The sequence below is a fragment of the Paraburkholderia sp. NMBU_R16 genome (assembly GCF_013282575.1).
GTDB lineage: Bacteria > Pseudomonadota > Gammaproteobacteria > Burkholderiales > Burkholderiaceae > Trinickia.
The window spans coordinates 13,857-39,624 of record NZ_JAAAYE010000051.1 but is presented as its reverse complement, the minus strand read 5'-3'; the positions used below and the strand labels follow the sequence as shown (position 1 = coordinate 39,624).

23 protein-coding genes are annotated in these 25,768 nt (G+C 63.7%); 13 read left to right on the top strand and 10 right to left on the bottom strand.

All coding sequences use genetic code 11. The features are described 5' to 3' along the window. Positions 1-208 precede the first annotated feature (208 nt). Complete coding sequence (gene arsC / locus GWC77_RS21935) at positions 209-568, top strand: arsenate reductase (glutaredoxin) (protein WP_173260268.1); 360 nt, start codon at positions 209-211, stop codon at positions 566-568. A gap of 279 nt (positions 569-847) precedes the next feature. After that, complete coding sequence (locus GWC77_RS21930; protein WP_173260267.1) at positions 848-1,405, top strand: NADPH-dependent FMN reductase; 558 nt, start codon at positions 848-850, stop codon at positions 1,403-1,405. Between the two features lie 36 nt (positions 1,406-1,441). Here GWC77_RS21930 and GWC77_RS21925 read toward each other — a convergent pair whose 3' ends face one another. Beyond that, complete coding sequence (locus GWC77_RS21925; RefSeq protein WP_173260266.1) at positions 1,442-2,197, bottom strand: hypothetical protein; 756 nt, start codon at positions 2,195-2,197, stop codon at positions 1,442-1,444. Between the two features lie 67 nt (positions 2,198-2,264). Next, positions 2,265-4,511, bottom strand: coding sequence for a hybrid sensor histidine kinase/response regulator (locus GWC77_RS21920; protein WP_173260265.1), 2,247 nt, complete (start codon positions 4,509-4,511; stop codon positions 2,265-2,267). 520 nt (positions 4,512-5,031) lie between these two features. On the opposite strand from GWC77_RS21920, the gene GWC77_RS21915 reads away from it, so the two are divergent. The 6 genes from GWC77_RS21915 (at position 5,032) to GWC77_RS21890 (ending at position 10,735) form a co-directional block, all read left to right on the top strand. Continuing rightward, the gene (locus GWC77_RS21915) at positions 5,032-5,400 is read left to right on the top strand and encodes a response regulator (RefSeq protein ID WP_173260264.1); all 369 of its coding nucleotides are present in this window, start codon (positions 5,032-5,034) and stop codon (positions 5,398-5,400) included. Then, positions 5,393-6,016 carry a chemotaxis protein CheC gene (locus GWC77_RS21910; protein WP_173260263.1) on the top strand — a complete coding sequence of 208 codons (624 nt, stop codon included), beginning with the start codon at positions 5,393-5,395 and terminating at the stop codon, positions 6,014-6,016. The genes GWC77_RS21915 and GWC77_RS21910 overlap by 8 nt, the downstream gene beginning before the upstream one ends. After that, positions 6,013-6,954 (top strand): diguanylate cyclase, encoded by a 942-nt coding sequence (locus GWC77_RS21905; protein ID WP_173260262.1) that lies wholly within the window; start codon positions 6,013-6,015, stop codon positions 6,952-6,954. The genes GWC77_RS21910 and GWC77_RS21905 overlap by 4 nt, the downstream gene beginning before the upstream one ends. A 164-nt stretch (positions 6,955-7,118) precedes the next feature. Further along, positions 7,119-7,967, top strand: a complete 849-nt coding sequence (gene hpnD, locus GWC77_RS21900; RefSeq protein WP_173260261.1) for a presqualene diphosphate synthase HpnD — start codon at positions 7,119-7,121, stop codon at positions 7,965-7,967. A 78-nt stretch (positions 7,968-8,045) separates the two neighbouring features. Then, complete coding sequence (gene shc / locus GWC77_RS21895; protein ID WP_173260260.1) at positions 8,046-10,040, top strand: squalene--hopene cyclase; 1,995 nt, start codon at positions 8,046-8,048, stop codon at positions 10,038-10,040. A 2-nt stretch (positions 10,041-10,042) separates the two neighbouring features. Further along, complete coding sequence (locus tag GWC77_RS21890) at positions 10,043-10,735, top strand: phosphorylase (protein WP_173260259.1); 693 nt, start codon at positions 10,043-10,045, stop codon at positions 10,733-10,735. A gap of 15 nt (positions 10,736-10,750) precedes the next feature. Here the strand turns inward: GWC77_RS21890 and GWC77_RS21885 are convergent, their stop codons facing one another. Together GWC77_RS21885 and GWC77_RS21880 are read right to left on the bottom strand one after the other, a co-directional pair. After that, the gene (locus GWC77_RS21885; RefSeq protein WP_173260258.1) at positions 10,751-11,626 is read right to left on the bottom strand and encodes a VacJ family lipoprotein; all 876 of its coding nucleotides are present in this window, start codon (positions 11,624-11,626) and stop codon (positions 10,751-10,753) included. Beyond that, a complete protein-coding gene (locus GWC77_RS21880; RefSeq protein ID WP_173260257.1) occupies positions 11,619-14,255 on the bottom strand; it encodes an MMPL family transporter in 2,637 nt (878 codons plus the stop codon). Before GWC77_RS21880 ends, GWC77_RS21885 begins: the two co-directional genes overlap by 8 nt. 274 nt (positions 14,256-14,529) lie before the next feature. On the opposite strand from GWC77_RS21880, the gene GWC77_RS21875 reads away from it, so the two are divergent. Continuing rightward, positions 14,530-15,126 carry a phospholipid-binding protein MlaC gene (locus tag GWC77_RS21875; RefSeq protein WP_173260256.1) on the top strand — a complete coding sequence of 199 codons (597 nt, stop codon included), beginning with the start codon at positions 14,530-14,532 and terminating at the stop codon, positions 15,124-15,126. 6 nt (positions 15,127-15,132) lie between these two features. Here GWC77_RS21875 and GWC77_RS21870 read toward each other — a convergent pair whose 3' ends face one another. Together GWC77_RS21870 and GWC77_RS21865 are read right to left on the bottom strand one after the other, a co-directional pair. Continuing rightward, the gene (locus GWC77_RS21870; RefSeq protein WP_173260255.1) at positions 15,133-15,774 is read right to left on the bottom strand and encodes a response regulator transcription factor; all 642 of its coding nucleotides are present in this window, start codon (positions 15,772-15,774) and stop codon (positions 15,133-15,135) included. After that, complete coding sequence (locus GWC77_RS21865; protein WP_173260254.1) at positions 15,771-17,216, bottom strand: cache domain-containing protein; 1,446 nt, start codon at positions 17,214-17,216, stop codon at positions 15,771-15,773. The genes GWC77_RS21870 and GWC77_RS21865 overlap by 4 nt, the downstream gene beginning before the upstream one ends. Before the next feature lie 213 nt (positions 17,217-17,429). On the opposite strand from GWC77_RS21865, the gene GWC77_RS21860 reads away from it, so the two are divergent. The 3 genes from GWC77_RS21860 to GWC77_RS21850 all read left to right on the top strand — a co-directional run bounded on the left by GWC77_RS21860 (position 17,430) and on the right by GWC77_RS21850 (position 20,243). Beyond that, positions 17,430-19,520 (top strand): carbon starvation CstA family protein, encoded by a 2,091-nt coding sequence (locus GWC77_RS21860; protein ID WP_173260253.1) that lies wholly within the window; start codon positions 17,430-17,432, stop codon positions 19,518-19,520. A gap of 13 nt (positions 19,521-19,533) precedes the next feature. Then, a complete protein-coding gene (locus tag GWC77_RS21855) occupies positions 19,534-19,737 on the top strand; it encodes a YbdD/YjiX family protein (RefSeq protein ID WP_173260252.1) in 204 nt (67 codons plus the stop codon). 227 nt (positions 19,738-19,964) lie between these two features. Then, a complete protein-coding gene (locus tag GWC77_RS21850) occupies positions 19,965-20,243 on the top strand; it encodes a hypothetical protein (RefSeq protein ID WP_173260251.1) in 279 nt (92 codons plus the stop codon). A 190-nt stretch (positions 20,244-20,433) separates the two neighbouring features. On the opposite strand, the gene hpnH is transcribed toward GWC77_RS21850, so the two are convergent. Beyond that, a complete protein-coding gene (gene hpnH / locus GWC77_RS21845; protein ID WP_173260250.1) occupies positions 20,434-21,588 on the bottom strand; it encodes an adenosyl-hopene transferase HpnH in 1,155 nt (384 codons plus the stop codon). 16 nt (positions 21,589-21,604) lie between these two features. After that, positions 21,605-22,543, bottom strand: a complete 939-nt coding sequence (ispH, locus tag GWC77_RS21840; RefSeq protein ID WP_173260249.1) for a 4-hydroxy-3-methylbut-2-enyl diphosphate reductase — start codon at positions 22,541-22,543, stop codon at positions 21,605-21,607. Between the two features lie 344 nt (positions 22,544-22,887). Between ispH and GWC77_RS21835 the strand changes: the two genes are divergently transcribed. Continuing rightward, positions 22,888-24,069: a glycosyltransferase gene (locus GWC77_RS21835; protein ID WP_173260248.1), complete on the top strand. Its 1,182-nt coding sequence runs from the start codon at positions 22,888-22,890 to the stop codon at positions 24,067-24,069. A 37-nt stretch (positions 24,070-24,106) separates the two neighbouring features. On the opposite strand, the gene GWC77_RS21830 is transcribed toward GWC77_RS21835, so the two are convergent. After that, positions 24,107-24,568, bottom strand: a complete 462-nt coding sequence (locus GWC77_RS21830) for a hypothetical protein (protein ID WP_173260247.1) — start codon at positions 24,566-24,568, stop codon at positions 24,107-24,109. 117 nt (positions 24,569-24,685) lie between these two features. Then, positions 24,686-25,696: a hopanoid-associated sugar epimerase gene (gene hpnA, locus GWC77_RS21825; RefSeq protein ID WP_173260246.1), complete on the bottom strand. Its 1,011-nt coding sequence runs from the start codon at positions 25,694-25,696 to the stop codon at positions 24,686-24,688. Positions 25,697-25,768: the final 72 nt, after the last annotated feature.

The following is a 25,768-nucleotide window of genomic DNA, read 5'->3' as shown; positions in this document are numbered from 1 at the left end:
ACGAGCCTCAGACCATCAGAAATCCCTGAAATGAGGCCCAGATTTCCATATCCCGAAAAATCGACTGGCTCGACGAGCCGACGAAAGGTACGCGCTCGCTGACGAGGGGTATTTCAGCAAGCTGCTAAGCTGCGCTACCGTGGCGGTTCCGCGGTTCGTAGAATCGCGACCGAATATTCCGAACCTCCTGGCAGGAGCTGTTTTGTCCATGATCACCATCTATCACAACACGCGCTGTTCGAAGTCCCGTTCCACCTGCGAACTGATCGAAAGTACGTTGAATACCGCGGGCGAGCCGGTGCGTATCGTCGAATACCTGAAGGAACCGCTCAGCGTGGACGAATTGAAAGCGCTTCATCGCATGCTCGGCGGGCGGGTTCGCGACATGATTCGCGATACGGAGCCCATGTACGACGAACTCGGACTCGCCGACGCTTCGCTCGATGACGATGCGCTTTTCGCTGCGATTGCGGGCCATCCCATTCTGCTCCAGCGGCCGATCGTGACGCGCAACGGCAAAGCCGTCATCGGGCGACCGCCCGAGGCGGTCCGTGCATTGTTCGCTTGATCTGCCTTACGGTCGGCAGTGTCGGACGGACGCCGGACGCCGTTGTCATCCGAACGTCATGATTGTGACGATCGGTAAGCAGGGAACCGGAAACCGAAGTTATCCACAGATTCTGTGGAAAAGGTTGTGGAAAGGCGGCCTGAAACCCAGAGCCCGCTGCCATCTGACTGGGCTGCGCATAAATTGGCCGCTGGTTCGACACATCGGCGACTATCATGGAAAGCTCGTCGTCCCTGACGTACCTGGGGCGGCGCCTCTCAATGTGCAAGGAGCGACTTGATGGCTTATCGAATCGAAGTGGTGGTTGGCAGTCTGCGCCGGGATTCGTTCAACAAGCAACTGGCGCAGGCGCTCGCCGGGCTCGCAGGCTCGCAGATGACGTTCTCCTACCTGGATCTCGGCGTGTTGCCGCTTTATTCGCAGGACTACGATCCGGACTTCCCGCCAGTCGCGCGCGAGTTCAAGCAGCGGATAGAAGCAGCCGATGGGCTCTTGTTCGTGACGCCCGAGTACAACCGTTCGATGCCTGGCGTACTCAAAAACGCGCTCGATTGGGGCTCGCGTCCATGGGGACACAACTCGTGGAAGGACAAACCCGCGGCCGTTTGCGGTATCTCTGTCGGTGCGACCGGTACGGCGCTCGCACAGCAGCATCTACGCAACGTGCTCGCGTATCTCGACGTGCCCACGATGGGCCAGCCCGAAATATTCCTCAAGCACACCGAAGACTTTTTCGACGCATCGGGGAATATCGCGAACGAGAGCACGCGCAAGTTCTTGCAAGGGTTCGTCGATCGCTTCGCCGCCTGGGTGCAACGCCAGACGGCGAAGCATTGATCGTGCGTCGCATGCCTGAACAGGGCCTAACGACCGCTATCGATCGTCGCGCTCGCTGCCGTGAAAATGCTCTTCTTCCTGCAGGTATTCATCGGGCACAGGCGACGGGGAAGCGCTCGGAGCCGCTGGCGTGATGGCCGCATCGGAAGGGGTGCCGGCATCTTGTGCCCGCGCCTCGTCGCGCCGCCCAGCGAACACCGCGCCCATACCGGGGGCCGCGCCGGCGGCAACCGCCATGGCGTCTGCCTCGCTCGCGGCCACATCCTTGGCTGGGGTCGGGCCGGGCGGCTCCGCGGCTTGCTCTTTTCGCGCGAAACTGTGAACCCTGCCGCGCGTGGTTACGCTGGGGCTTCGACGAAAACCGAGCTCCTCGAGCGGTGAACGTTCCCGTGCCACCTCATCGGCCGGAGCGCACCACGTGGCGGCCCGTTCTTCGATGTCCATCGGGTTGCGCGCAGCGAGCGCGGCGCGAACCGCCTCGCATTGCGCGTCATCGACAACGTCCACGCTCAGCATGACCGCGCCCCGGCGCACGGCTTCGGCGTATTGAGTCGTTTCGCGCCGTGGCGGCTCGCTCGCGAAAAGCGATTCGAAGAATCGCTCGATGCTCGCCAGCAGCCCTTCGTCGACATGCGGCGGCTCGACAACCGTTGTGGCGTCAGTGGCGTACGTTGGCTCACAACGCGCTTGCAGCGTAATCGATGTCCTGGCGATTCCCAGGACGACCAATGCGTCGCGAGCTTCCTCCGCTCCGGCGTACGTATCGAAAAATGCAATGACCGTGTGCTGCATGATGCGCTCCCCCTATCGACTTTTAGTCACGGCTCATTAACTGATGCAAATAATGGGCCGGCCCCCCTCAATTCGCCTTGCCCGCCGCTGGGGCGTGTTCTTCCCGTTCTCGTCGGATCGTCTGCAGCATCGCGTCGAGCAGGGCGATATCGAAAGGTTTTGACAGCACGCGTACGCGGACATTCCGCGCGCGTTCGAGTTCTTGCGCATAACCCGTCACAAGAATGACGGGCAGCGGGGGCACCAGCGACTGCGCCAACTCCGCCAGATCGATGCCATTGCGGGTACCCGGCATATGGATGTCCGAAATGACGACATCGAATGCCGGCGTCGTAGGGTGCCCGATGAGTTGCAGTGCGGCATCGGCATTGAATAGGCAGGTGACGTCATGCCCCATCATGCGCAGCAAGGCTTCGGTGCCAGCGGCGACCTCGTCGTTGTCTTCGACGAGCAAAATGCGCAGACCGCGGCTGGCCACCGCGCTAGCTGAGCGCAGCGAGTCGAGGGGGGGCTCGGCCGGCGTGGCGGTGGAGCGCGGCAAATACAGTCGTACGGACGTCCCGACGCCCAACGTGCTATCGATCGTCGCGAGCCCGCCTGAGCGCTCGCAAAATGCGAAGACTTGCGGCAGTCCGAGCCCCGTACCCATTCCCTGCGGTTTCGTCGTATAAAGCGGCTCGAATGCGTGAGAAAGCACTTCCGGCGACATTCCCGTTCCGGTGTCTTCGAGTGTCACGACCACGAATTCGCCGGTGAGCGCGAACCCGCTTTCGCGCTCGAGGCGAATGTTATGGGCGCGAATCGTGAACTGGCCGCCGTTCGGCATCGCGTCGCGCGCATTGACGGCAATGTTGATCAGCGCAAGCTCGAGTTCGGCGATATCGACCTCGATGGGCCAAATCGGGTTGGCGATATCGATGACGAGACTGACCTTCGCGCCCAGCGACGCATGCAGGAATTCGCGGCTGGCTGCGATCCAACGCGCCAGGTCGATCGTCTCGCTGCGCAGCGGTTGCTTGCGCGCGACGCCAAGCAACTGGCGCGTGAGCGATTGGCCGCTTTTGAGCGCGCGCTCGATCGCACCGAGTTCGCTTTCGATCTGGGCGGACCCGCGGCGCCGCGCGATCTGGACGTTGGTGGCAACGATCATCAGCAGGTTGTTGAAGTCGTGCGCGACCGTGCCGACGAGGTTGCCCAACGCCTCCATCTTGCGCGATTGCCGGTACGCCGTTTCGATGGAGCGCCGCATCGAAGCTTCGGCTTGCCAGCGCGTCCATGCTTCTTCTTCGGCCGAAAGACGTCGTAACGATAATCCGAGAACGAACCAAAGGACGATGGACGGAACGAAAATCGACACAGCAAGCACGGCAACGCGGTGTGACCAGTCCGCCCAAATCGCCGCACCGCTATACGCGCACGAGACATATACCGGGTAGGCGCCGACGCGCCGGAACGCGAGAATCTCCCCGTTACCGGTCTCCGGCGAATGACCGACTCGAATCACGCCCGCCTTGGTGCCGCGTTGGAGCGCGGAAGCAAACGCCGGCGGCGGGGCGGCCTCGCTCGACTTCGGCGGGTACGACGCCAGCAGCGCGCCATCGGAGCGCATCAGCGAGATCGTGAGCGCGCGGCTCTCCGAGCCGAGCAGTTCCCGGTAAAACGATTCGAAGTACGAACGTCGCAGCGCGACAGAAACGAGGCCGCCGAACTTGCCGTCGGGCTGGCGTCGGGCAATGCCCGTATTGAATACCGCCTCGCCGCTGCCGGCATGCCAGACCATGACCTTCGAGACATGCTCGAGAATCTGCCCGCCCCGAATGCCGACGAAATCGTCGCGCCCGGCGATCGATGCGAGCGGCGCGGGGTAATAGCGGCTGTTCGCGAGGAGTAACCCGTCGGGCCCGAAGATCGAAATCGAGCCCACCTGCGGATAGCCGCCGCCGATTTTGATGAGACTGTCGTGGATGTAGGCTTCGCGGGCGCGCACCTGGCTGTCGTCGAGCCCGTGCACGAGGTCGTCCACGCGTGCATCGAGCGTTTCGTTCAGATCGAAGACCTTGAGCGCGTGCTCCTCGGCGATGCGCACGGTACGCACCGTCGCATCGGTCGCACGAGCGACACCGGTGCGGAAATCCGAATAGGCCACGGCCGCCGCATAGATGCACGGCAGGACGATCGCCGCTCCGAGCATGACGATCAGCGTGGTGCGCCGGCCCGCGAAGTCGGGCTCCGGGACGCTCGGATACGACGGCTCTTCCTGCCAACTCGAAGGCGTCGGGTTCGCTGCCGGTGCGTCGCGCCGGTGACGCGTCATGGTCGAGGGGTCCAAGGAGGGATAGGTTGCCTGATTCCAATCATAAGCGACTTGAATCGCTGCTTAACGTGTGCTCCGTTACATTTGTGAGCCTCGTTGACCTTTCGACCGACGAAAACAGCGACGAAATCGGAAGCGCAAACGTACACAAAAGAATAATCCACGCAATATTAGCGAAATATGTCCGTTCCGTTTCTTCACATCGATAAATGCTGCGACGTTTCATCGTTCTGCCGAAACTGCAGGAGTTGATTTTCCGTCTGTTTGCCAAGAGAATTTGGCTCACTTTTACGAGAAAACACGCGTCCTGCGGGGAGGACGCACCTGTGAGGCATGCCTGCTTCGCCGCCCTATGCGTGCGCGCGAAGCCGCCGCGGCGCCTCTTTTCGGTCCGTCCGGAAAGCGCACTGCTCGCCGCGTGCTCGCAGCCTGCCGACCTGAGCTCGCCCTCTCGCTAAAGAAGGTTTCCGAGCCGCCGTTAACTCGGTGTAGATTGATCCGCTTTTTCGTCACGCCTGCCATGCCCTTGCCGATTGTGATCGCCGATGACTCCCTGCTTGCTCGCAAGGTTCTGACGAAAGCCTTGCCGGACGACTGGGACGTCGACATCACCTATGCATCGAACGGCCGCGAGGCGCTCGCGCTTTATCGGGCGGGCAAAGCGTCGGTCATGTTCCTCGACCTCACGATGCCCGACATGAACGGTTATCAGGTACTCGAGGCCTTGCGGCACGAGGACCTCAATACCTTCGTGATCGTCGTGTCGGCAGACGTGCAACCTCTTGCGCAGGAGCGCGTTCGCGCGCTCGGCGCCGCCGCGTTCGTCGCCAAGCCCGTGACCCCCGAGGCCTTGCTGCCAATCCTCAAGGAGTACGGCTTGTATGCGTGAGACCGTTCTGACCGAAGACCAGCGCGACGCATTGCAGGAAATCGCCAACTTGGCGATGGGCCAGGCCGCCACGCGCCTCGCGACGCTGCTCGATACATTCATCGAGCTGTCGGTGCCGCGGGTGAGGGTGGTGCGAGTCGAGGATGCGGCGCGCACGCTGCGCGATATGACCGGCATCGACGAGCATGTCATCGCCGTGCGTCAGGGTTTTCGGTCGGACATCAAAGGCGAGGCGCTCGTTATTTGCCGAAGCAGCGGCGTCGGCAATCTGTGCGCACTCGTCAATGATCCTTATGTTCACTCCGCATATGAATCGGTCAGCCAGACCGAGTTGATGTTCGATGTGGCCAACGTGCTGACCGGTGCGTGCGTGTCGTGCATCATGAATCAGCTCGATCGCACGCCGATCTTCTCGGCGCCCGGGCTGCTCGGCGAAAAACTCGCGCTCGAAGACGTCTTCCATGCCGACGTGCTCGCCTGGCGCACGGCACTGCTGCTCGAAGTCAATTTCTCGCTCGAAGATAAGACGTTCCGCGCCCATCTCGTCATGCTGATGGCCGAAGAGTCCATTCGCCGCATGAACGAGGCGCTCAATGCGATCCTGTCCAGCCTATGAATCAAGCGATGGAGCAGTCTCTCAGCGACCTCGTCATCGAGCGGGTGGACTTCGGCATCTTCGTGCTCGATCGCACGATGAAGGTGTTGATGTGGAATCGCTTCATGCAGGACCACAGCGGATTGTCGACCGAACAAGTCGTCGGCAGGTCGGTCTTCGATAGTTTTCCCGAACTGCCGCGCGTCTGGCTTACGCGCAAGGTAGAGAGCGTCTTTCAGCTCGGCAGCTTCGCCTTCAGCTCCTGGGAGCAGCGACCCTATCTGTTCAAGTTCGATCACGACCGGCCCATCACCGGCGGGGTCGATTTCATGCAGCAGGATTGCACGTTCATGCCGCTTACGCGCGGGCGTGAAGTCGTCGCGGTGTGCGTGACGATTTCCGACGTCACGAACGTGAGCGTGATGCAACGCGAGCGCGAGGAGGCCGTCGTCAAGCTGCGCGAGTATGCGAACCGCGACGGCCTGACGGGCATCGCGAACCGGCGCTTTTTCGAAGCGCGGCTGCGCGACGAATTCGCGCGCTGGCAGCGCTACGGCGGCGAGCTGTCGGTGCTGCTCTTCGATCTCGATCATTTCAAGGACATCAACGACCGATTCGGGCACGCCGTGGGCGATACCGTGCTGCGCGTGATGGCGCAGCGGGTGGCCGATGCGTTGCGCGCGCAGGACATCTTCGGGCGTTTCGGCGGCGAGGAATTCGCGCTGCTGTTGCCCTGCACGCCGCTTGCCGATGCGATGATCGTCGCCGAGAAGATCCGGACCACGATCTGCGATACGCCCGTGGAAGCCGAAGGCATGCGCGTGCCCGTGACCGCCAGTGTCGGCGGTGCCGCTGCGCGCCCCGGCCTGCCGGGCTACGAAGTCCTCATCAACGAGGCCGATGCCGCGCTTTACAGCGCCAAACGGCAAGGGCGCAACCGCTCGGTCGCGCTGGCCTGACGGGCCCCAAAAAAGGTTGATATACTTTGGCGCGTTTCCGGCACTCCCGCCGGCGCATTGCGGCTGACTCGCGCGGGCCGATGACGCCGCGTGGTGCCTTAACGGCACGCCGCTTGGGATATCGACTTTCAATCGCCCGGGAGGGCGCCACAGCGGAGTTCGCCTTGGCTGTTTCCAATCTCGTCGTGGACGAATCCGAAACCGACGCCGCCGCCGTCACCTCGAGCAGCTCGTTTTATCTCGCGATGCGCATACTGCCTGCGCCGCAACGCGATGCGATGTATCAGGTCTACGCATTTTGCCGGGCGGTCGACGACATCGCGGACAGCGACGCGCCGCGCGCGGAACGCAGTGCCGCTCTTGCGCGATGGCGCAACGATATCGACGCCTGTTACGCGGGCACGCCGCGGCCCTCGCTCGCCGCGCTGACACGTCACATCCGCACGTTCGATCTGCAACGCGAGGATTTTCACGCGATGATCGACGGCATGGCGATGGATGCGGCCGCCGATATCTGTGCGCCCGACGAAGCCACGCTCGATCTTTACTGCGACCGCGTCGCGAGTGCCGCGGGGCGGCTCTCGGTGCGGATTTTCGGCATGCAGGAAGAGCCGGGAAGGGCTCTGTCGTACCATCTCGGCCGAGCATTGCAGTTGACGAACATCCTGCGCGATATCGACGAAGACGCCGCGATCAATCGCTGTTATCTGCCGCGCGAGCTATTGGCGCGGGAAGGGATCGCGGCCGCGAATCCGCTCGCGATCGCGGACGATCCATCGCTGCCGCGCGTCTGCGCGACGTTGGCCGAGCGTGCCCTTGACCACTTCCGTCGAGCCGATGCGATCATGGACGCCGCCCCGAAGAAAGTCGTGCGGGCGCCACGGATCATGTCGGGCGTCTATCGGTTCTTGCTCGAGCGCACGCTCGAACGCGGGTTCGACGTGCCGCGCACGCCGGTGTCCAAGCCACGCCTGCGGCTCATGTGGATCGTTGCCCGGTACGCGCTCTTTTGAATCCGGGCGAACGGAAGCACACCGCACAAAGCGCAACGGTGCGACATGAGCGGCTCTCAATCAAACGTATACATACCGATGAACGATTTTTCCTCAGCACATATCGCCGTTGCCGCGCTCGATGCCACGCGCGCGGCATCCGGGGACGATGCGCTGGAGAGCGCGATCTCGCGCGCGACCGATGCGATCCTGGCCGATCAGCGCCCTGACGGCCATTGGGTCTACGAGCTCGAAGCCGATGCGACGATTCCCGCCGAATACATCTTGCTGGTCCATTTCCTCGGCGAGACGCCGAACGCAGAGCTCGAACGCAAGATCGTGCGCTACTTGCGCCGGATTCAGCTCGACGACGGCGGCTGGCCGCTTTTCACGGATGGCGCGCTCGATGTCAGCGCCAGCGTGAAAGCTTATTTCGCGCTGAAAATGGCGGGTGAACCCGAGAGCGCGGATCACATGCAGCGCGCGCGTCGCGCGATTCTCGCTGCGGGCGGGGCCGAATCGGTCAACGTCTTCACGCGCATCCTGCTTGCGCTGTATGGCGTGATGCCCTGGCGTGCCGTCCCGATGATGCCCGTGGAAATCGCGCTATTGCCGCAGTGGTTTCCGTTTCATCTGTCCAAGGTCTCGTATTGGGCTCGCACGGTAATCGTGCCGTTGCTCGTACTCAACGCCCGGCGTCCGGTGGCGCGCAACCCACGTGGCGTTCGCATCGACGAGCTGTTTCGCGGTGCGCCGGGCGATGCCGGGCTGCTGCCGCGCGCACCGCATCAAAGCAAGGGCTGGTTCGCGTTCTTTCGTGCCGTGGACAGCGTGCTGCGCGTGACCGACGGGTTGTTTCCGAAGGCCACCCGGCAGCGTGCGGTCGACGCAGCCGTCGCATTCGTCGATGAGCGCCTGAATGGCGACGACGGGCTCGGCGCGATTTTCCCGGCGATGGCGAATGCGGTCATGATGTACGACACGCTCGGTTATCCACCCGATCATCCGAACCGTGCCATCGCGCGGGCTTCGATCGAGAAGCTGCTCGTGATCGGCGACGACGAGGCGTACTGTCAGCCGTGCCTGTCACCGGTCTGGGACACCTCGCTCGCGGCGCATGCGCTCTTGGAGACGGAGCTGCCGCGCGCCGAGCAGGCCGCGTTGCGCGGCATCCAGTGGCTGCGCCCCCTGCAGATTCTCGATGTACGGGGCGATTGGATCTCGCGTCGTCCGAACGTGCGGCCGGGGGGATGGGCGTTCCAATATGCGAATCCGCACTACCCCGATGTCGACGATACGGCTGTCGTTGCCATGGCGATGGAGCGCGCAGCCAAGCTCACGGGCTCCAACGTGGACCGCGAGGCGATCGCACGCGCACGCGAGTGGGTGGTCGGCATGCAGAGCGGCAACGGCGGATGGGGTGCCTTCGAGCCCGAGAATACGCATTACCACCTCAACAACATTCCGTTCTCCGATCACGGTGCGTTGCTCGATCCGCCGACGGCCGACGTCTCAGGGCGTTGTCTGTCGATGCTCGCGCAGCTGGGCGAGTTGCCGGCCGCGAGCGAGCCTGCCCGGCGCGCCTACGACTACTTGCTCGACGAGCAGGAGGACGACGGCAGCTGGTATGGCCGCTGGGGCATGAATTACATCTACGGCACCTGGACGGCGCTCTGTGCGCTGAACGCGGCCGGCATGTCTCACGAGGACCCGCGGATCCGCCGCGCCGTGGAATGGCTCGCGGCAATCCAGAACGACGATGGCGGTTGGGGCGAGGACGGCACGAGCTACAAGCTCGACTATCGCGGCTATGAGCGCGCGCTCAGTACGGCCTCGCAAACGGCTTGGGCGCTCCTTGGCCTCATGGCGGCCGGTGCGGTTGCGCATCCCGCGGTCGAACGCGGCGTGGCCTACCTGCTGCGCACGCAGCGCGAGCACGGTTTGTGGGACGAGACGCGTTTTACCGCGACCGGCTTTCCGCGCGTCTTTTACCTTCGCTATCACGGCTACCGCAAGTTCTTTCCGCTGTGGGCGCTTGCCCGCTACCGGAATCTCGTGCGCGGCCGGCAGGCGCGCGTATCTGTCGGCATGTGACGATGGAACGGCACGCGCCACTGCCCGTGATCGCCGTGACGGGCATGGCCTTCGAAGCCCGCATCGCGCGCGGCGACGGTGTGCAAGCGGTATATGCGGCCCGCAGCGACTTGCTCGAACGCGCACTGGCCGCGGCGCTGGCACGCGGCGCATCGGGCGTCATCAGCTTCGGTACGGCGGGCGGTCTCGCCGCCGACCTCCGGGCCGGTACGCTGATCGTCGCCGATGCCATCGATGGCCCGGACGGTTGCATGCCGACGGACCCGGCCTGGCGCGAGCGCATCGTCGCGAGGCTTGCTGCCGCGCCGCTCGACGCGCCTTGGCAGTGCGGCGTGCTCGCGGCCGTCCCGGCACCGCTGACGAGCACCGAACAAAAGGCCGCGCTCAACCGGGCTCGCGGTGCGTTGGCTGTCGATATGGAGTCTCACATCGCGGCCGGAATGGCGCGCGCGCATGGCCTGCCGTTCATGGCCTGCCGGGCGATCGTCGACCCGGCTTGGCGAGCGCTGCCCGAGGCGGCCACAGCGGGCCTGCGTGACGACGGCACGACGGCTCTCGTCCCGATTCTCGCGTCGCTCTTACGTGCGCCTTCGCAACTCGGCGCGATGATCCGGCTGGCCGCTGATGCGCACGCCGCGCGCGCGGCGCTCACCGAAGCGCGCCGCACGCTTGGGCCGGCATTCGCGCGGCCCTGACATCACTTTTTTCCGCTATTTGGATTGCGGCGCGCTGGCTGGCGCCGCAGGCTCGGGCGTGACCGCCGGAGTAGCCTGCGCGGGGGTGACGCCGCTTGCCGGCGCGGGCGCCGAAGGCGCGGCGTCGCTCGCGGCAGCGGGTGCTGCGGTCGTGCCGGTCGAATCGCTTTCGCCCTCGTCGCCATAGTTCGGCAGCGCAGGCGCGGCCGCGGCGCCGCCCGTATTCAGCCGTGAGCGCCGTTGTTGCAGATAGGCGTCGCGGACGAACGAGTACTTATCGAGGGCCGCTTGCTCGAGGATGTTCGTCGCGCCGAGCATGTCGGAGCGCACGCTCACGAACTGCAGGATATAAAGCGGGGTGCGTGCCGCCGGCTCGATATAGTTCAGCGGATTGAAGCGAACATCGACGGCAAGTCCGACGCTGTCGCGAAACGTGCTGGGACCGAAGATCGGCAGGACCAGATAGGGTCCGGACGGGATGCCCCAACGTCCGAGGGTCAGCCCGAAGTCCTGATGATGCTTGGGCAGCCGGGCGAGCGTCGCGAAGTCGATCAGGCCGCCGACCCCGAACGTCGTGTTCATCGTGAAGCGCATCAGATCCGAAGTGGCATCCGTAATTCTGAGTTGCAGCAACTCATTGGCCACATTGGTCAAATCGCCCAGATTCGAGAAGAAATTGCTGATAGCCGTGCGCAACGGGTGCGGCGTGATCTTCTGATAGCCCTTCGCGATCGGCACGGCCACGCTTTTATCGACGGCGTCGTTGAAGCGAAAGATCGCCCGGTTCATCGGCTCGAGCGGATCGCCCGCCGTTCGATTCGGTGCGCTCGCACACCCGGCCAGGACGATCGCGGCGCCCAGCGCCACAGGGAGGGTCCGCAACTTATCCATCGATTCCTTCTAGTTCTTTTGTGGGCGGGTGAGCGTCGCGCGGTTTGCCCATCAATATGGGCTGAAAGACGACCGCGCCGATGAGCGTACACGAAAGCGCGAGCGCGAGCAGTCTGCCCATACTCGCGGTGCCGGGATGGTGCGAGAGCCAGAGGCTGCCGAACGCTGCAGCCGTCGTGGCGGCGCTGAACAGCACCGCATGCGTGAGGCTCGATGCCAGCAGGCTCGTCTGGCCATTGCGCCATGCCATCACGAAGTAGACCTTGAACGCCACGCCGACGCCCAGCATCAGCGGCAACGCAATGATGTTGGCGAAATTGAGCGGCATGTCGAAAGCCACGCAGAGCTCCAGCGTGACGATGGCCGAAACGAGCAGCGGGATCATCGTTCGCAACACATCGGCGAAACGGCCCAGGGCGATCCAGAGCAGCACCGTGATCGCGATAACGGCCAGTGCGGCCGCCTGCAGAAACGCCTTGATGATCGTATTGGCCGAATGCAGGATCGAAATCGGGCCGCCCGTGGCACCCGGCTCCGCTTTCTTCACGGCATTGGCGAAGCGGCGCAGCATCGTATCGTCGCCGGGATCCACGCCCGGCGGCACGCGCGGGGAGATTTGCACCAGCGCACGACCGTCCGGGGCAACCCACTGGCGGACCATCTCGGGCGGCAGCGTCTGTCGTGTAATTGCCGAAGGCTGCAATAGCATCGTCAATTGGCGCAGCGCAAGACGAAGTGGAACGGAGAATGCTGCTTCGGCGCGATCGCGCGTGGCCGGATCGGCGGCAGCGAGCCGCACGAGCGATGCCGACAGGTGCTTCGCTTCGGCCGCACCGGGCCCGGGGTGATCCTCGGCCGCATAGGAGAGCTGATTGGCGGCGCGCTTGAGTGCGGCGACGCGCTGAGCGTCGGTCGCCGGCGCAGCCGGCTGCTGCGTCAGCGCGGGCAGCAGCGACTGGGCGGCTTGCCCGATCGATGCGAGCTTTTGCGGTTGATCGGCGGGAATCAGCGACGAGAGCGTCGTTACGCGCCCGACCTCGGGCAGATTCGCCAGCCGCGCCGCAGTGGCATCCGCCGCGCTCAACGATGGCGCAAGCACCGATACGTCGTTGACCGCTGCTTCGGGCGAGTCCTTGAGCGAAAGCAGCGTCGCCATCGATTCGGTGTGGGGATCCTTCAGATGCAGCGGATTGAAATCGAAGCGAAGATGCAGGAGCAGCGGCAACGCACCGATTACCACGACGAGCGTGCCGATGAGTATCGGCTTGCGATGGTCCTGCAGGTATTCGTCGATGGGTGCGAGCGCCGTGAAGCCCGGCCGCGCGGGCTCCCCGGGCGGTGCCATCAGCTTGATCAGGGCGGGCAATAGCGTCATCGTGCTCAGATAGGCGACGATCATGCCGACGCCGGCGATGAGCCCGAGTTCGGACACGCCGCGATAAGCCGTCGGCAGAAACGCGAAGAAACTCGTGGCAACGGCCGTCGCAGCCAGTGTCAACGGCGCGCCCATCGAATGCGCCGTGCCGACGAGCGCATGATCGAGGCGCTCGTCGCGGTAGCGTTCCTCTCGATATTTGACGCCGTACTGGATCGCGAAGTCGGCACCGAGACCGACGAACAGCACCATGAACGCGACCGAAATCATGTTGAACGAACCGACCATCAACAGCCCCAGCGCGGCAGTAATGGGCAGCCCGACGGCAAGCGTCACGAACACGGCGACGATCATCCGTTTGGAGCGCAGCGCGAGCCACAGAATGCCGAGCACCACCGCGAGCGTCGCGATGCCGTTCACGAGCGCGCCGTCTTCGACCGAAGCGAATTCTTCGTCGGCGAGCGGCTGTTCGCCGGTCAGCCGAACCACCGCGCCGAAGCGCTTTTGCAGCTCGAGTTGCCGGGCCGCGGCGCGGACGGCCGCCGTGGCCTCGGCGCCGGGCCGCAGCACCGCATAGTTCACGACCGGCGCGACGGTGACGAAGGCGCGTGCCGGCTGGCGAGCGGAGTCTGCATCGACGAGCGCGCGCCACGAGAAGGCGGCGGGTTTGCCGGCGAGGACTGCATCGACCGTGTCCGCGCTGCGCGAAAAAAGGGTCGTCAGTCCGGGCAGCGTAACTTGACCCGATTCGAGCGGCAGACCCAGCATGGTCGACAGCGTCGTGGCGAGGCCCGTCAGACTCGGGTCGTGCGCGAGCGTGTTGACGAGCGGGCGGGCGCTGGCGAGCTGCGATGTCGTGCCGCTCAGCGTGCGGGGGGAGACGAACAGCAGTCCGTTGTGTTCGAAGAATGGGCCGCCGCCCGGTTGGGCAACATCGCCCACCTTGCTCGCATACGCTGGCGCTTTGAGCCCGGTCGCGAGCGCGTCGGCCGCGGCGTCGGCGAGTTCGGGCGCCGGGGCCTCGACTACCGCGAGGATCGTCTGGCCGCGCTGGGGAAAGGCCCGATCGATGGCGTCTCCGAGCGCAGACCATTGGGGCTCGTTTTCGATCAGCGTGCTGATATCGGTATTGATCCGGAAATGGCCGGCGATGTAGACGCTGCTTGCGGCCGCCAACACCAACGAAAGTGCGACGACCCAGACCGGGCGGCGCACCGACGAGGCAACGAGGCGAACGATGAGGGACATCAGCATGAATCGGCCAGCTCGGAAAGAGTAAACGACAAAATAAGCAAGTATACCGGCCAACGGGTATCGCGCTGCGTCGAGCGTGCGAGGCACGGCGAAAGCTGCCCGGGTACGCGCGATGCTTGTATCGCTTGTATCGTCAGTTATACGTTTGCAAGCAGCTGTATCAAACGGATGCTCGACCCGCGCCGCTCGGTATACTGCCGCTACACCGGACACCCGAGCAGGCAATGCGCCTGCGCTGGCGCTCTGGCTTCTTCTCCACTCGAACCCGATTCCCATGAAACGTCATCTGTTCGCTTTTTTCACGGCTGCGTTCGTCAGTCTGGCCGCTCAGGCGCAGACAGCGCCCGTCGACGTGGTCCAGCATGCGGTGCGCGGCACGGTCGACGCGATGAAGAAAGACCCCGCCGCCAGCGGCGGAGACATGACGAAGATCAAGCAAATCGTCAATGACGACTTCATTCCGGCGACCGATTTCGGCCGCACGACGCGCATTGCCGTCGGTGAGGCGTTCAAGCAGGCCACGCCCGAGCAGCAAAAGGAGTTGGTCGACCAGTTCAGTAAGTTGATGACGGCCACCTATGCCGCCTCGCTCGCGCAACTGGGCACGCAGGACGCCAAGTTCAGCTTCAAGGAGGGCACCACAACGGGCAACGATGCGCTCGTCACATCGACGGTGACTACGCCGGGCGACTCCCAGACGGTCGCCTATCGGCTCGGCAAGGTCGGCGGCGGCTGGAAAATTTACGACATCGACATGTCCGGGGCGTGGTTGATCCAGGTCTATCAAGGGCAGTTCAAGGCGCAACTGCAAAAAGGCGGCGTGCCCGCGCTCATCGACTTCCTCAAAAAGCATAACGCGCGCACCGAATGAGCAGCGTCAGCGGCGACGCCGCTCGACCGCGAATTTGATCAATTCCGCTTGCCCCTCGATCTCGAGCTTGCGCTTGAGATTGAGGCGGTGCGTCTCCACGGTACGGACCGATAAACCGTAGCGTTCCGCGATCTGCTTGCTCGCGAGACCTTCTGCCAGTGCGTCGAGAATCTCCAGCTCGCGAGGAGTGAGCCGCTCCACCGGCGTTTGCAGCGCGCTTGCTTGAATCATGCGAGCAGCAACTCCCGCGCTGAAAAACGTGCGATTGCCCAGCACGGCCTCGATCGCATGCACGATCTCGGTGGCGGGCGAATCCTTGAGTACATAGCCGCTTGCGCCGGCGCGCACCGCCTGCGTCACGTACTCGACGTTGTCGTGCATCGACAGCATCAGCACGCGCACCGCCGGAAACCGCTCGTGGAAGATGCCGGCGAGCACGATGCCGTTCATGCCATTCATGCCGACATCCATCAATGCGAGATCCGGGTTCAACGTTTCCGCCAGCGCGAGCGCTTCTTGCGCATTGCCGGCTTCGCCGACGACATGCAGGCCGGGTACTGCTTCGAGCCGCAGGCGCAGGCCGTCGCGAACGAGCGGATGATCGTCGACGAGAATGATATTGGCGATGGGCTGATGCGGTGCGGTCATGAAGTGCGGCTCTGGGAGGCGAGGGAAGAGGATTCACGTTTTTTCGACGGCAGCGGCACGCGTGCCGTGACGACTGTGCGGCCCGGCTCGGATGCGAGCGTCAACGTGCCGCCGAGCGGCTCGAGCCGCTCGCGCATGTTGCGCAGGCCGATGCCGCCGCGTGCGTCGGCCTGCACGCGGTCGATATCGAAGCCACGGCCGTCGTCCGAGATCGAGAGGGCGACGGCGTGCTCGGAGACATCGAGCGCGAGTGTCGCATGCGCGGCGTGCGCGTGCCGCACGATATTGGCGAGCGCTTCCTGAGCGATTCTGAACAATGCCGTATTGACTCCTTCCGACAGCCCTAGCAGGCGAGCGTGGGCCGCGTCGTCATCGGTAGTCCGAACGAAAGCGATATCGATGCCCGCTTCTTCACCGAGCTCGCGAGTCAGTTGCTCGAGCGCCGCCGCGAGTCCGAGATCGTCGAGCATGGCAGGCCGAAGCGCGTGCGAGATGTGGCGTACCTCGCGCAGCGCATCGGCGAGACGCGTGAGGCCCGTGGCAAGCGGGGCCTGGGGATCGGGCGCGCCGACGCGCTGCGGGCCAGCCGATTCGAGGCGTGCGAGCGCCGACTCGACGAGCAGCTTCACCGAGACCAGCTTCTGACTGATGCCGTCGTGCAATTCTCGCGAGAGCCGGGCGCGCTCTTGTTCCTGCGATTCGACGACTTGCTGCGCGAGGCGCTTGAGCTTCGCGTCGGCGCTGCGATATTCGGTGACGTTGACGAACACGGCGCATGCGGCAATGACGATGAAACCCGCCAACGCGATGGCCCCGATCCACATCATCGTGCGCCGGATGTTGGCCGATGCGCTTTCGTCGATCCGTGCGAGGGCGGCAGTCACGCCGTCGAGATAGATGCCTGTGCCGATCATCCAGCCCCACCGCGGCAGTAAGACGACATAGCCGAGTTTCGGTTCGAGCTGATTCGTCGATGGCCGATGCCAGACGTACCGCACGTAGCCGCCGCCGTGCTTCGCGGCCGCGATGAGTTCCTGGATGGTCAACGCGCCTTGCGGATCGCGCATCGCCCATAAATTGCGGCCGACGAGATCGGGCTCGCGCGGATGCATCAGCGAATTGCCGTCCATGTCGTAGACGAAGAAATAGCCGTCGGGTCCGAAGTCCATGTTTTGCAGTACCGCCAGCGCGCGATGCCGCAGCGCCTCGTCATCGCGCGGATCCTGAGCGACGGCTTCGTCGAGCGGCGCGATCGCGCTCGTCGCGAGTTCCACGTAGTGCCGCAACTCGGTCTGCTTGCTCGACATATAGGCCGCTTCGACCGTCGCGTGTTGCGCTTTCGCGAGTGCTGTCGCTTGCAACCGGACGCCGATGCCGATACCCGCTATCGCAACGAGAAACGGCACGATCGCCAGCAGAAAGATTTTGGTTTTGACCTTCATCGCTGAAACGTTGATGGCACGCGCGCATGCGGCGCTCATGCAAGTTGCTACGTACTACTACTTAGCCCGGTTACGTAGTTGTGCGCTTGTGAGGGGCGGGGCGAATCTGAATACTACACGCGCATCGGTGCGTCATGCCTCTTGCTCGCTTGACCGCTGCGGGCCGGTCGCAGGATCGGAACTTCATAAGAATCGACGGAGAAGGAGACAATCTTGAATCCTACGAATCGGCTAGGGCGCGTTGCGCTCTGGGCACTGCTGGCCCTGGCGGGCGCGTACGCATTCGGCACCATTGCACTCGCGCATGGCGAACGCGTCAGCGCGCTCTGGGTCGTCATCGCGGCGGTCTGCGTTTATCTGATCGCTTACCGCTTCTACAGCCATTTCATTGCGAGCCGCGTATTGCAGCTCGACGGGCGCCGGATGACGCCGGCCGTCAAGCACAACGACGGCCTCGATTACGTCCCTACGCATCGCTTCGTGCTGTTCGGCCATCACTTCGCCGCCATTGCCGGCGCCGGACCGCTCGTGGGACCGGTACTCGCCGCACAGATGGGCTACACGCCGGGGATGCTGTGGCTGCTTGCGGGCGTCGTCTTTGCGGGCGCGGTGCAGGACTTCGTCGTGCTTTTCATCTCGACGCGCCGGGACGGTCGCTCGCTCGGCGATCTCGTGAAGATGGAACTGGGAACGGTGCCAGGCGTGATCGCGCTGTTCGGCGCGTTTCTGATCATGATCATCATCCTTGCCGTGCTCGCACTGATCGTCGTCAAGGCGCTCACGAACTCGCCGTGGGGGACGTTCACGGTTGCCGCGACCATTCCGATCGCGTTGTTCATGGGCGTCTACACACGCTTCATTCGGCCCGGCCGCATCGGCGAAGTCTCGATCATCGGCTTCGTGCTGTTGATGGCATCGATCGCGTTCGGTCAGCACGTGCATGACGCGCCGGCGCTCGCCGCGTGGTTCACGTTCAGCGGTACGCAGCTCACGTGGATCTTGATTGGCTATGGGTTCGTCTCGTCGGTCCTGCCCGTGTGGCTGCTGCTTGCGCCGCGCGATTATTTGTCGACGTTTCTGAAGATCGGCACCATTCTCGGTCTCGCCATTGGGATTCTCATCGTCGCACCTGAAATGAAGATGCCGGCGATCACCAAGTTCGTCGATGGCACCGGTCCCGTCTGGTCGGGCAACCTGTTCCCGTTCCTCTTCATCACGATTGCATGCGGTGCCGTTTCGGGCTTCCATGCGCTGATCGCGTCGGGGACTACGCCGAAGCTGCTCGAAAACGAAATGGATGCACGCTTCATCGGTTACGGCGCGATGCTGATGGAATCGCTCGTCGCGATCATGGCGCTCGTAGCGGCCTGCGTGATCGAGCCGGGCGTCTACTTTGCGATGAATGCGCCGGCAGCGTTGCTCGGCACGACGCCTGAAGCGGTCGCACAGACCGTGACGCATTGGGGCTTCATGCTGACGCCCGATATGCTGACGGAGACGGCACGCGCGGTAGGCGAAACCACGATCGTCGGTCGTGCGGGTGGTGCTCCGACGCTCGCAGTCGGCATGGCGCAGATTCTTCATCGCGTGATCGGTGGCCCCGCGATGATGGCCTTCTGGTATCACTTTGCGATTCTCTTCGAGGCGCTCTTCATTCTGACGGCCGTCGATGCGGGCACGCGCGCGGGCCGCTTCATGTTGCAGGATCTGCTGGGCTCGTTCCATCCGGAGCTCAAGCGCACGGAATCGCTGCCGGCCAACTTGATGGCGACGGCGCTATGCGTGGCCGCGTGGGGCTACTTTCTCCATCAGGGCGTGGTCGATCCGCTCGGCGGAATCAATACGCTTTGGCCGCTCTTCGGTGTGTCGAATCAGATGCTCGCGGCGATCGCGCTGGTGCTCGGGACGGTGGTGCTGTTCAAGATGAAGCGCGAGCGTTATGCGTGGGTCACGATCGTGCCGACGGCATGGCTGCTCGTCTGTACCCTGACGGCGGGCTGGCAGAAGATCTTCTCGGCCGATCCGAAGGTCGGCTTCCTCGCTCACGCGGCGAAGCTCGGTGCATCGGCGGATGCGGGGAAGGTGCTTGCACCCGCAAAGTCGATCGAGCAGATGCGTCGTGTCATCTTCAACGACTACATCGACGCGACGTTGTCTGCCCTTTTCGTTGTCGTCGTGTTGAGCATGGTGGTGTACGGCGTGCTCGCGATCATGCGCGCTCGTCGCAACGATCGGCCGAGCACGTCGGAGACGCCGTTCGAACAGGCGCCCCAGGTCGGGCAGACCGTCGCCGCCGTGCAATGATTCGGGCACAACGATGTTCTCCAATCTCAGCGAACTGCGCAGCGCCGGCCGTTATCTCGGTCAGGCGCTGCGCCTGATGGTCGGGTTGCCCGATTACGACGCGTATGTGAATCACATGCGCGCGACGCATCCCGATGCGCCTGTCATGAGTTACGAAGCGTTTTTCCGGGAGCGGCAAAACGCGCGATATGGGGCCGGGGCCGGGAAGTGTTGCTGAGAACGCGGTTCCAAGCCTATACACGGCTCTGTGAGCCGGCCAGCGCGGCGGCATCGATACCTGCATAGGCAACGATTGTTCGAGATTTGAAAAAAGTCTTGTCAACTTTCGGCTCTTTTTCCGGGCCGCTCACAAACCTACACTGCCTCCTGTCGACATCGAAACCAGCGCGTCGAACGAACTAACCGAGACGCGTTCCAGTTACCAGATAAGCACCGGAGGTCATCATGAAATCGAAACTCATCGCAGGTCTTTTGATCGCAACGTCGGCTGCACTCGCAGCGCCCGCATTCGCAAGCGGCCTCGGCCCGGCACCGTTTTATCGGCCTGTTATCGCCGATTCGTCGTCACGCGCCGACGTGCCTGTTCAAGCGGCGGCGGTCGAACAACGAGCAGCAGGCTCGAGCGACGTTGGCGGTACGGCTGTAACCGTACAATCGGGCGGGGTACACAGCTCGATTGCTCGGGGCCAATCGAGCATCGACGACCTGTATCGCGGTCGTTGATCGGCGGGGCGGGCGGCCGGTTTCCTGCTAGGTAAGGCACCGCCGCGAGCGTCACCGTGTGCCGAGGTCTCGGCCGTGAAATGCAATAAGCCCCGCGCTCAGCAACAAGAGCGCGGGGCTTATGTTTTTATCGATGATAGAACCGCTACGCCGTTTTCAAGGCGCGCGTACCGCCGCGCCATGAAAACGATCAATGCGCGGGAGCGGTCCGCTGTGTCTTCTTCGCGCTCGCCGTGCGACCGATTTCCTCGAGCTTGATCTCGACGTGCCGCGAGAACACGTACTCGGCGGGACGCTGCTTGTCGAGCGGGATGTCCTTCGCGTAGGCACCTTCGATCTTCGGCCCGCGCAAGCTGACGCCCAACGCCTTCAACGGATGTGCCACTGTGTCCATGACGGCTGTCGCTTCGAAGCCGCTATGCACCATGCAGTCGGCGCACTTCTCGTAGTTGCCGGTGCCGTAGGCGTCCCAGTCCGTTTCTTCCATCAGTTCCTTGAACGTCTTGGCATACCCCTCGCCAACGAGGTAGCACGGACGTTGCCAACCGAATACCGTACGCGCGGGGTTGCCCCAGGGCGTGCAGTGATAGGTCTGGTTGCCGGCCAGGAAATCGAGGAACAGCGCCGATTGGCTGAACGACCAGTTCTTGCCGCGACTGCCGCGCTTGAAGATCTCGCGGAAAAGTTGCTTCGTCTTGTCGCGGTTCAAAAAGTGCTGCTGGTCGGGCGCACGCTCATAAGCGTAACCGGGCGACACCGTGATGCCGTCCACACCGATCGGGCCGACCGTATCGAAGAACGCGGCCACGCGTTCAGGTTGCGCGTCGTTGAACAGCGTGCAGTTGATGTTGACGCGAAAGCCGCGGCGCTTGGCCTCGCGGATGGCAGCCACGGCCTTGTCGTACACGCCTTCTTGCGAGACCGAGTGGTCGTGCATCGCCTTGTCGCCGTCGAGGTGCACGGACCAGACGAAGTACGGACTCGGCTGGTAATCGTCCATCTTCTTTTCCATCAGCAGCGCGTTGGTACAGAGATAGACGAACTTCTTGCGCTTGATGATGCCGCGGACGATCTCGGGCATGTCCTTATGCAGGAGCGGCTCTCCGCCTGCGATCGAGACCACCGGCGCGCCGCATTCGTCGACGGCGCCGAGGCATTCCTCGACCGACAGCCGTTGATTCAGGATCGGATCGGGATAATCGATCTTGCCGCAGCCATTGCATGCGAGATTGCAGCGAAACAGCGGCTCGAGCATCAGCGCGAGCGGGTAGCGTTTGTTGCCCGTGAAATGCTGGCGCGCGATATAAGCGCCCACGCGGACCTTCTGAAGAAGCGGGATCGACAAGGCGTCCTCCTTAAACTTAACGTGCGGCGACGGGCTCGGCGAGCTTCGACGGCAGCTTGAATTCGACTTTTTCCTCGCGGCCGGCCATCGTCGATACTTCGACTGGGCCAAGCGCGCGCAAGGCGCCGATCACATGTTCGACCATTTCCTCGGGCGCCGAAGCGCCCGCCGTGATACCGACGGCTTGCGCATTGGCAAACCATTCCGGCTTCACTTCCGAGCCGTCCGCCACGAGATAGCTCGGTACGCCGCTCTCCGCGCCGATTTCGCGCAGGCGGTTCGAGTTCGAACTGTTGGTCGCACCCACGACCAACAGAACATCGACATGCGCGCTGAGCTCCCGCACCGCGGCCTGGCGGTTTTGGGTCGCATAGCAAATATCGCGCGTGTCGGGCCCGACGATATCGGTGAATCGGCGCATCAAGGCATCGATGATGCCGCGGGTATCGTCGACCGAAAGCGTCGTCTGCGTCACATACGCGAGCGGCGTATCGTTGGCCAGCTCGAGCTTGGCGACTTCCGCTTCGCTCTGCACGAGCAGCACCTTGCCCGGAATCTGGCCGATCGTGCCTTCGACTTCGGGATGTCCGGCATGGCCGATCAGGATCAGCGTGCGCCCGGCGGCTACATACTGGCGCCCCTGGACATGCACCTTCGTGACGAGCGGGCACGTGGCATCGAGCACGTCGAGCCCGCGGCTTTCGGCATCGTGTTCCACTTTCTGCGCCACCCCGTGCGCGCTGAAAACGGTCACCGCGCCATGGGGCACCTCATCGAGTTCTTCGACGAAACGCGCACCCTTGCTGCGCAGGTTTTCCACCACGTGCCGGTTATGGACGATCTCGTGGCGCACATAAACGGGCGCACCGTGCCGCTGGAGCGCGCGATCGACGATCTCGATTGCGCGGACGACTCCCGCGCAAAAGCCGCGCGGTTGAGCAAGGATGACTCGCATATTCTGGCGAACTCCGACTGAATCGGGGTATCGAACCAAGCCAACGACATGGCTCGCAATCGCCCGGACCCAACCAATTATTAGAAAGCGGGCGTGATAGCCGGCAAAGGAATCAAAACGCGCATTCTAACGCGTTTCGGCCAATGCACGCTCCCAAGCTGGCTTGGCCGCGTTGTACGGACGCGCCATTGGAGCCCGCCCCGCCTGCCGCGCGGCAGCGAGGCGCCGACCACAGTAAACTAGGCAGCCTCGCCGAGAAACTTACAATTCGCTGACTCGATCGCTATGACCTATTCCCCGGCCCGCACCATCAATATAGTTGCTCGCAAGCTGGAGCGCAGAGCATGAACGCAGTGCTTTTCGCGGTATCCGTCGTTTCTCTCGTCATTTGGGGTGTCCTGCTTTTCGCACGCGGCGGCTTCTGGCGCACGCGCCCCGCGGCACCCGTGGCGGTCGGCCAACTCGAAGGCGTGACCGGATGGCCGGCTGTGGTGGCCATCGTCCCGGCCCGCAACGAGGCCGATGTGATCGGACAGGCTATCGGCACACTGCTGGTGCAGGAGTACGCAGGGGACTTTCATGTCATCGTCGTCGACGATCACAGTACCGATGGTACGGCCGACGCCGCACGCGCCGCCGCGCTCGCGCTCGGGCGGCCCGAGCGGCTCACGGTCATCGAGGCGGCCGCCCTGCCGCCCGGATGGTCGGGCAAGGTGTGGGCACAGTCGCAAGGCATTGCGGCCGTCAAATCGCTGGGCCTTGCCGCGCAGTATTTGCTGCTGACCGATGCGGACATCGGCCACCCTCCCGATGCCGTGGCCCAGCTGGTTGCGCGTGCAACGATCGAAGGGCGCGATCTCGTCTCGTTGATGGTTCGCCTGCGGTGCGATTCGTTCTGGGAGAAGGCGCTGATTCCGGCATTCGTCTTTTTCTTCGCAAAGCTCTACCCGTTCGCCTGGGTCAACGATCCGCGCAACAAGACCGCGGCGGCGGCCGGAGGCTGCATGCTCGTCAGGCGCGATGCGCTGGAAGAGGCGGGGGGCATCGAGTCGATTCGCGCGGAGCTCATCGACGATTGCAGTCTGGCCGCCCGGATCAAGCATCGTGGCAGCGGCAGGCATCCGGTCCGGCTCGACGTGGCGGCGCGAAGCGTGTCGCTTCGGCCTTACGATAGCCCGCGCGAAATCTGGAACATGATCGCGCGCACGGCATTCACGCAACTACGTTATTCGCCGTGGCTGCTGGCCGGCACATTGGTGGGGATGGCTCTGATCTATCTCGCTCCGCCCGTCATCGCGCTCGTGCGCGGTGCGCCCGACTGGCCGGCATGGCTCGCGTGGGCCGCGATGTGCTGCGCCTATGCGCCGATGCTGCGTTACTACGGCCGCTCGCCTTATTGGGCGCCGGCGTTGCCGCTCGTCGCACTTTTTTATGTAGGTGCAACGCTTGCCTCGGCCGTGCGCTATTGGCGCGGTCAGGGCGGTCAGTGGAAGGCGCGCGTGCAGGCGCCAGCGCAAGACCGCTGAGGGACCGTTCACCCCAGCCGGCGCAACGCGCGGCCGCTTACTGCGACAACATCATATAGAGCTGAACGACGACGTCCGGCGAAAACGTGAACGGCACCCACCCATGGCCGGTGTGGCGCGCCACGAGCAGGCGGTCGCCGTTCGGCTGTTTTTGCACGGCCATGACGGGATTCTTTGTCGATGCGAAACGCCACCCCGGCGGGATTGCCATCGGGGGCTCCGGCGACATCGAGGCGCGAGCGTTCGCGAGCTCTTCGATGAGCTGCCCGATTTGCTCGGGCTGCAATGTCACCGAGTGAGCGCCGATAGCGAGCGTCAGCGCGTTTTGCGACGGCCGGCTCACGTGCAGTGCGGGCTTTTCGTCTGAATCGGGCTCCGAAGCGGGGGCGGTCGCGGGCTCGGGCGTTGCGGCGGCGAGCGCGGCTTGTGCGAGCCGGTTGAGCTCGTTGATCTGATCGACGCGCACTTCGAGTGCGCCGATCTGTTCTTGAAGGTTCATGCGCGGCATAGTCCGGAAAGAACTCGCGATTTTACCGGCTCGCTACGCGTATCTCCGCATCGCCCGATATCGACGTTGTAACAAAATGCACGCAACGCGCGGCGTGCCACCGCTGCCCTACGTGCGGAGATAGCCCGCCGCGCGGAACCAGTCCAGCGCGTCGTAGAGGCCCTCGCGATATGGGCGCGCGCGGTAGCCAAGCTCCCGTTCGGCCTTCGCGGACGTGAAATACATCTTGTTTTTAGCCATTTTCAGGCCGTCGATGGTCACGAACGGTTCGCGGCGCGTGAGTTTCGCGACACATTCGGCGCCGAACGCGAGCGGGTAGAGCGGCCAACGCGGCAGACTGATCGTGGGCGGCTTTCGCCCTGTGCGTGCGGCGATATCTGCGAGCATTTGCTGAAGCGGCAGATTCTCGCCGCCGAGAATATAACGCTCCCCAACGCGCCCGTGTTCGAGCGCGAGCAGATGTCCCGTGGCTACATCGTCGACATGCACGAGGTTCAGCCCCGTGTCGACGAATGCGGGAATCTTGCCGAGCGCCGCCTCAACGATGATGCGTCCCGTCGGAGTCGGCCGTACATCGCGCGGACCGATCGGCGTGGACGGATTGACGATGACGGCCGGCAAACGTTCGGCTGCGATCATGCGTTCGACGGCGCGTTCGGCGAGGACCTTGCTGCGCTTGTAGACGCCGATGGCTTCGTTAGCGCGCAGCGGCGCCGTTTCATCGGCGATGCATCCTTCGCGCGTCACTTTCAACGTGGCAACGCTGCTCGTATAGACGATACGCTCGACACCCGAGGCAAGCGCGGCACGCATCGTCGCCTCGGTGCCCTCGAGGTTCGCGCGTTCGATCTCGTCGGGGTCCGGTGCCCAAAGGCGATAATCGGCCGCTACGTGAAACAGATACCGCACGCCGCTAAGTGCCGCGCGCATCGATGCCTCGTCGCGCATATCGCCTATGACGACTTCGGCATCGAGCGTTTCAAGGTTTTTGCGCGGACTGGTTGCACGCACGAGTACACGTACTTTGAAGCCGCGCTCGATTGCCGCGCGCGCGACAGCCGAGCCGACAAAGCCCGATGCCCCGGTGACGAGCACGAGATCGCCCGAAGTGGCCCTCATCTGACTGGATTCCTCGATTCATGACCCGCGGCGCGGGCGGTCCGCCGCGCCGAAACGTGGGATTGTAATCGC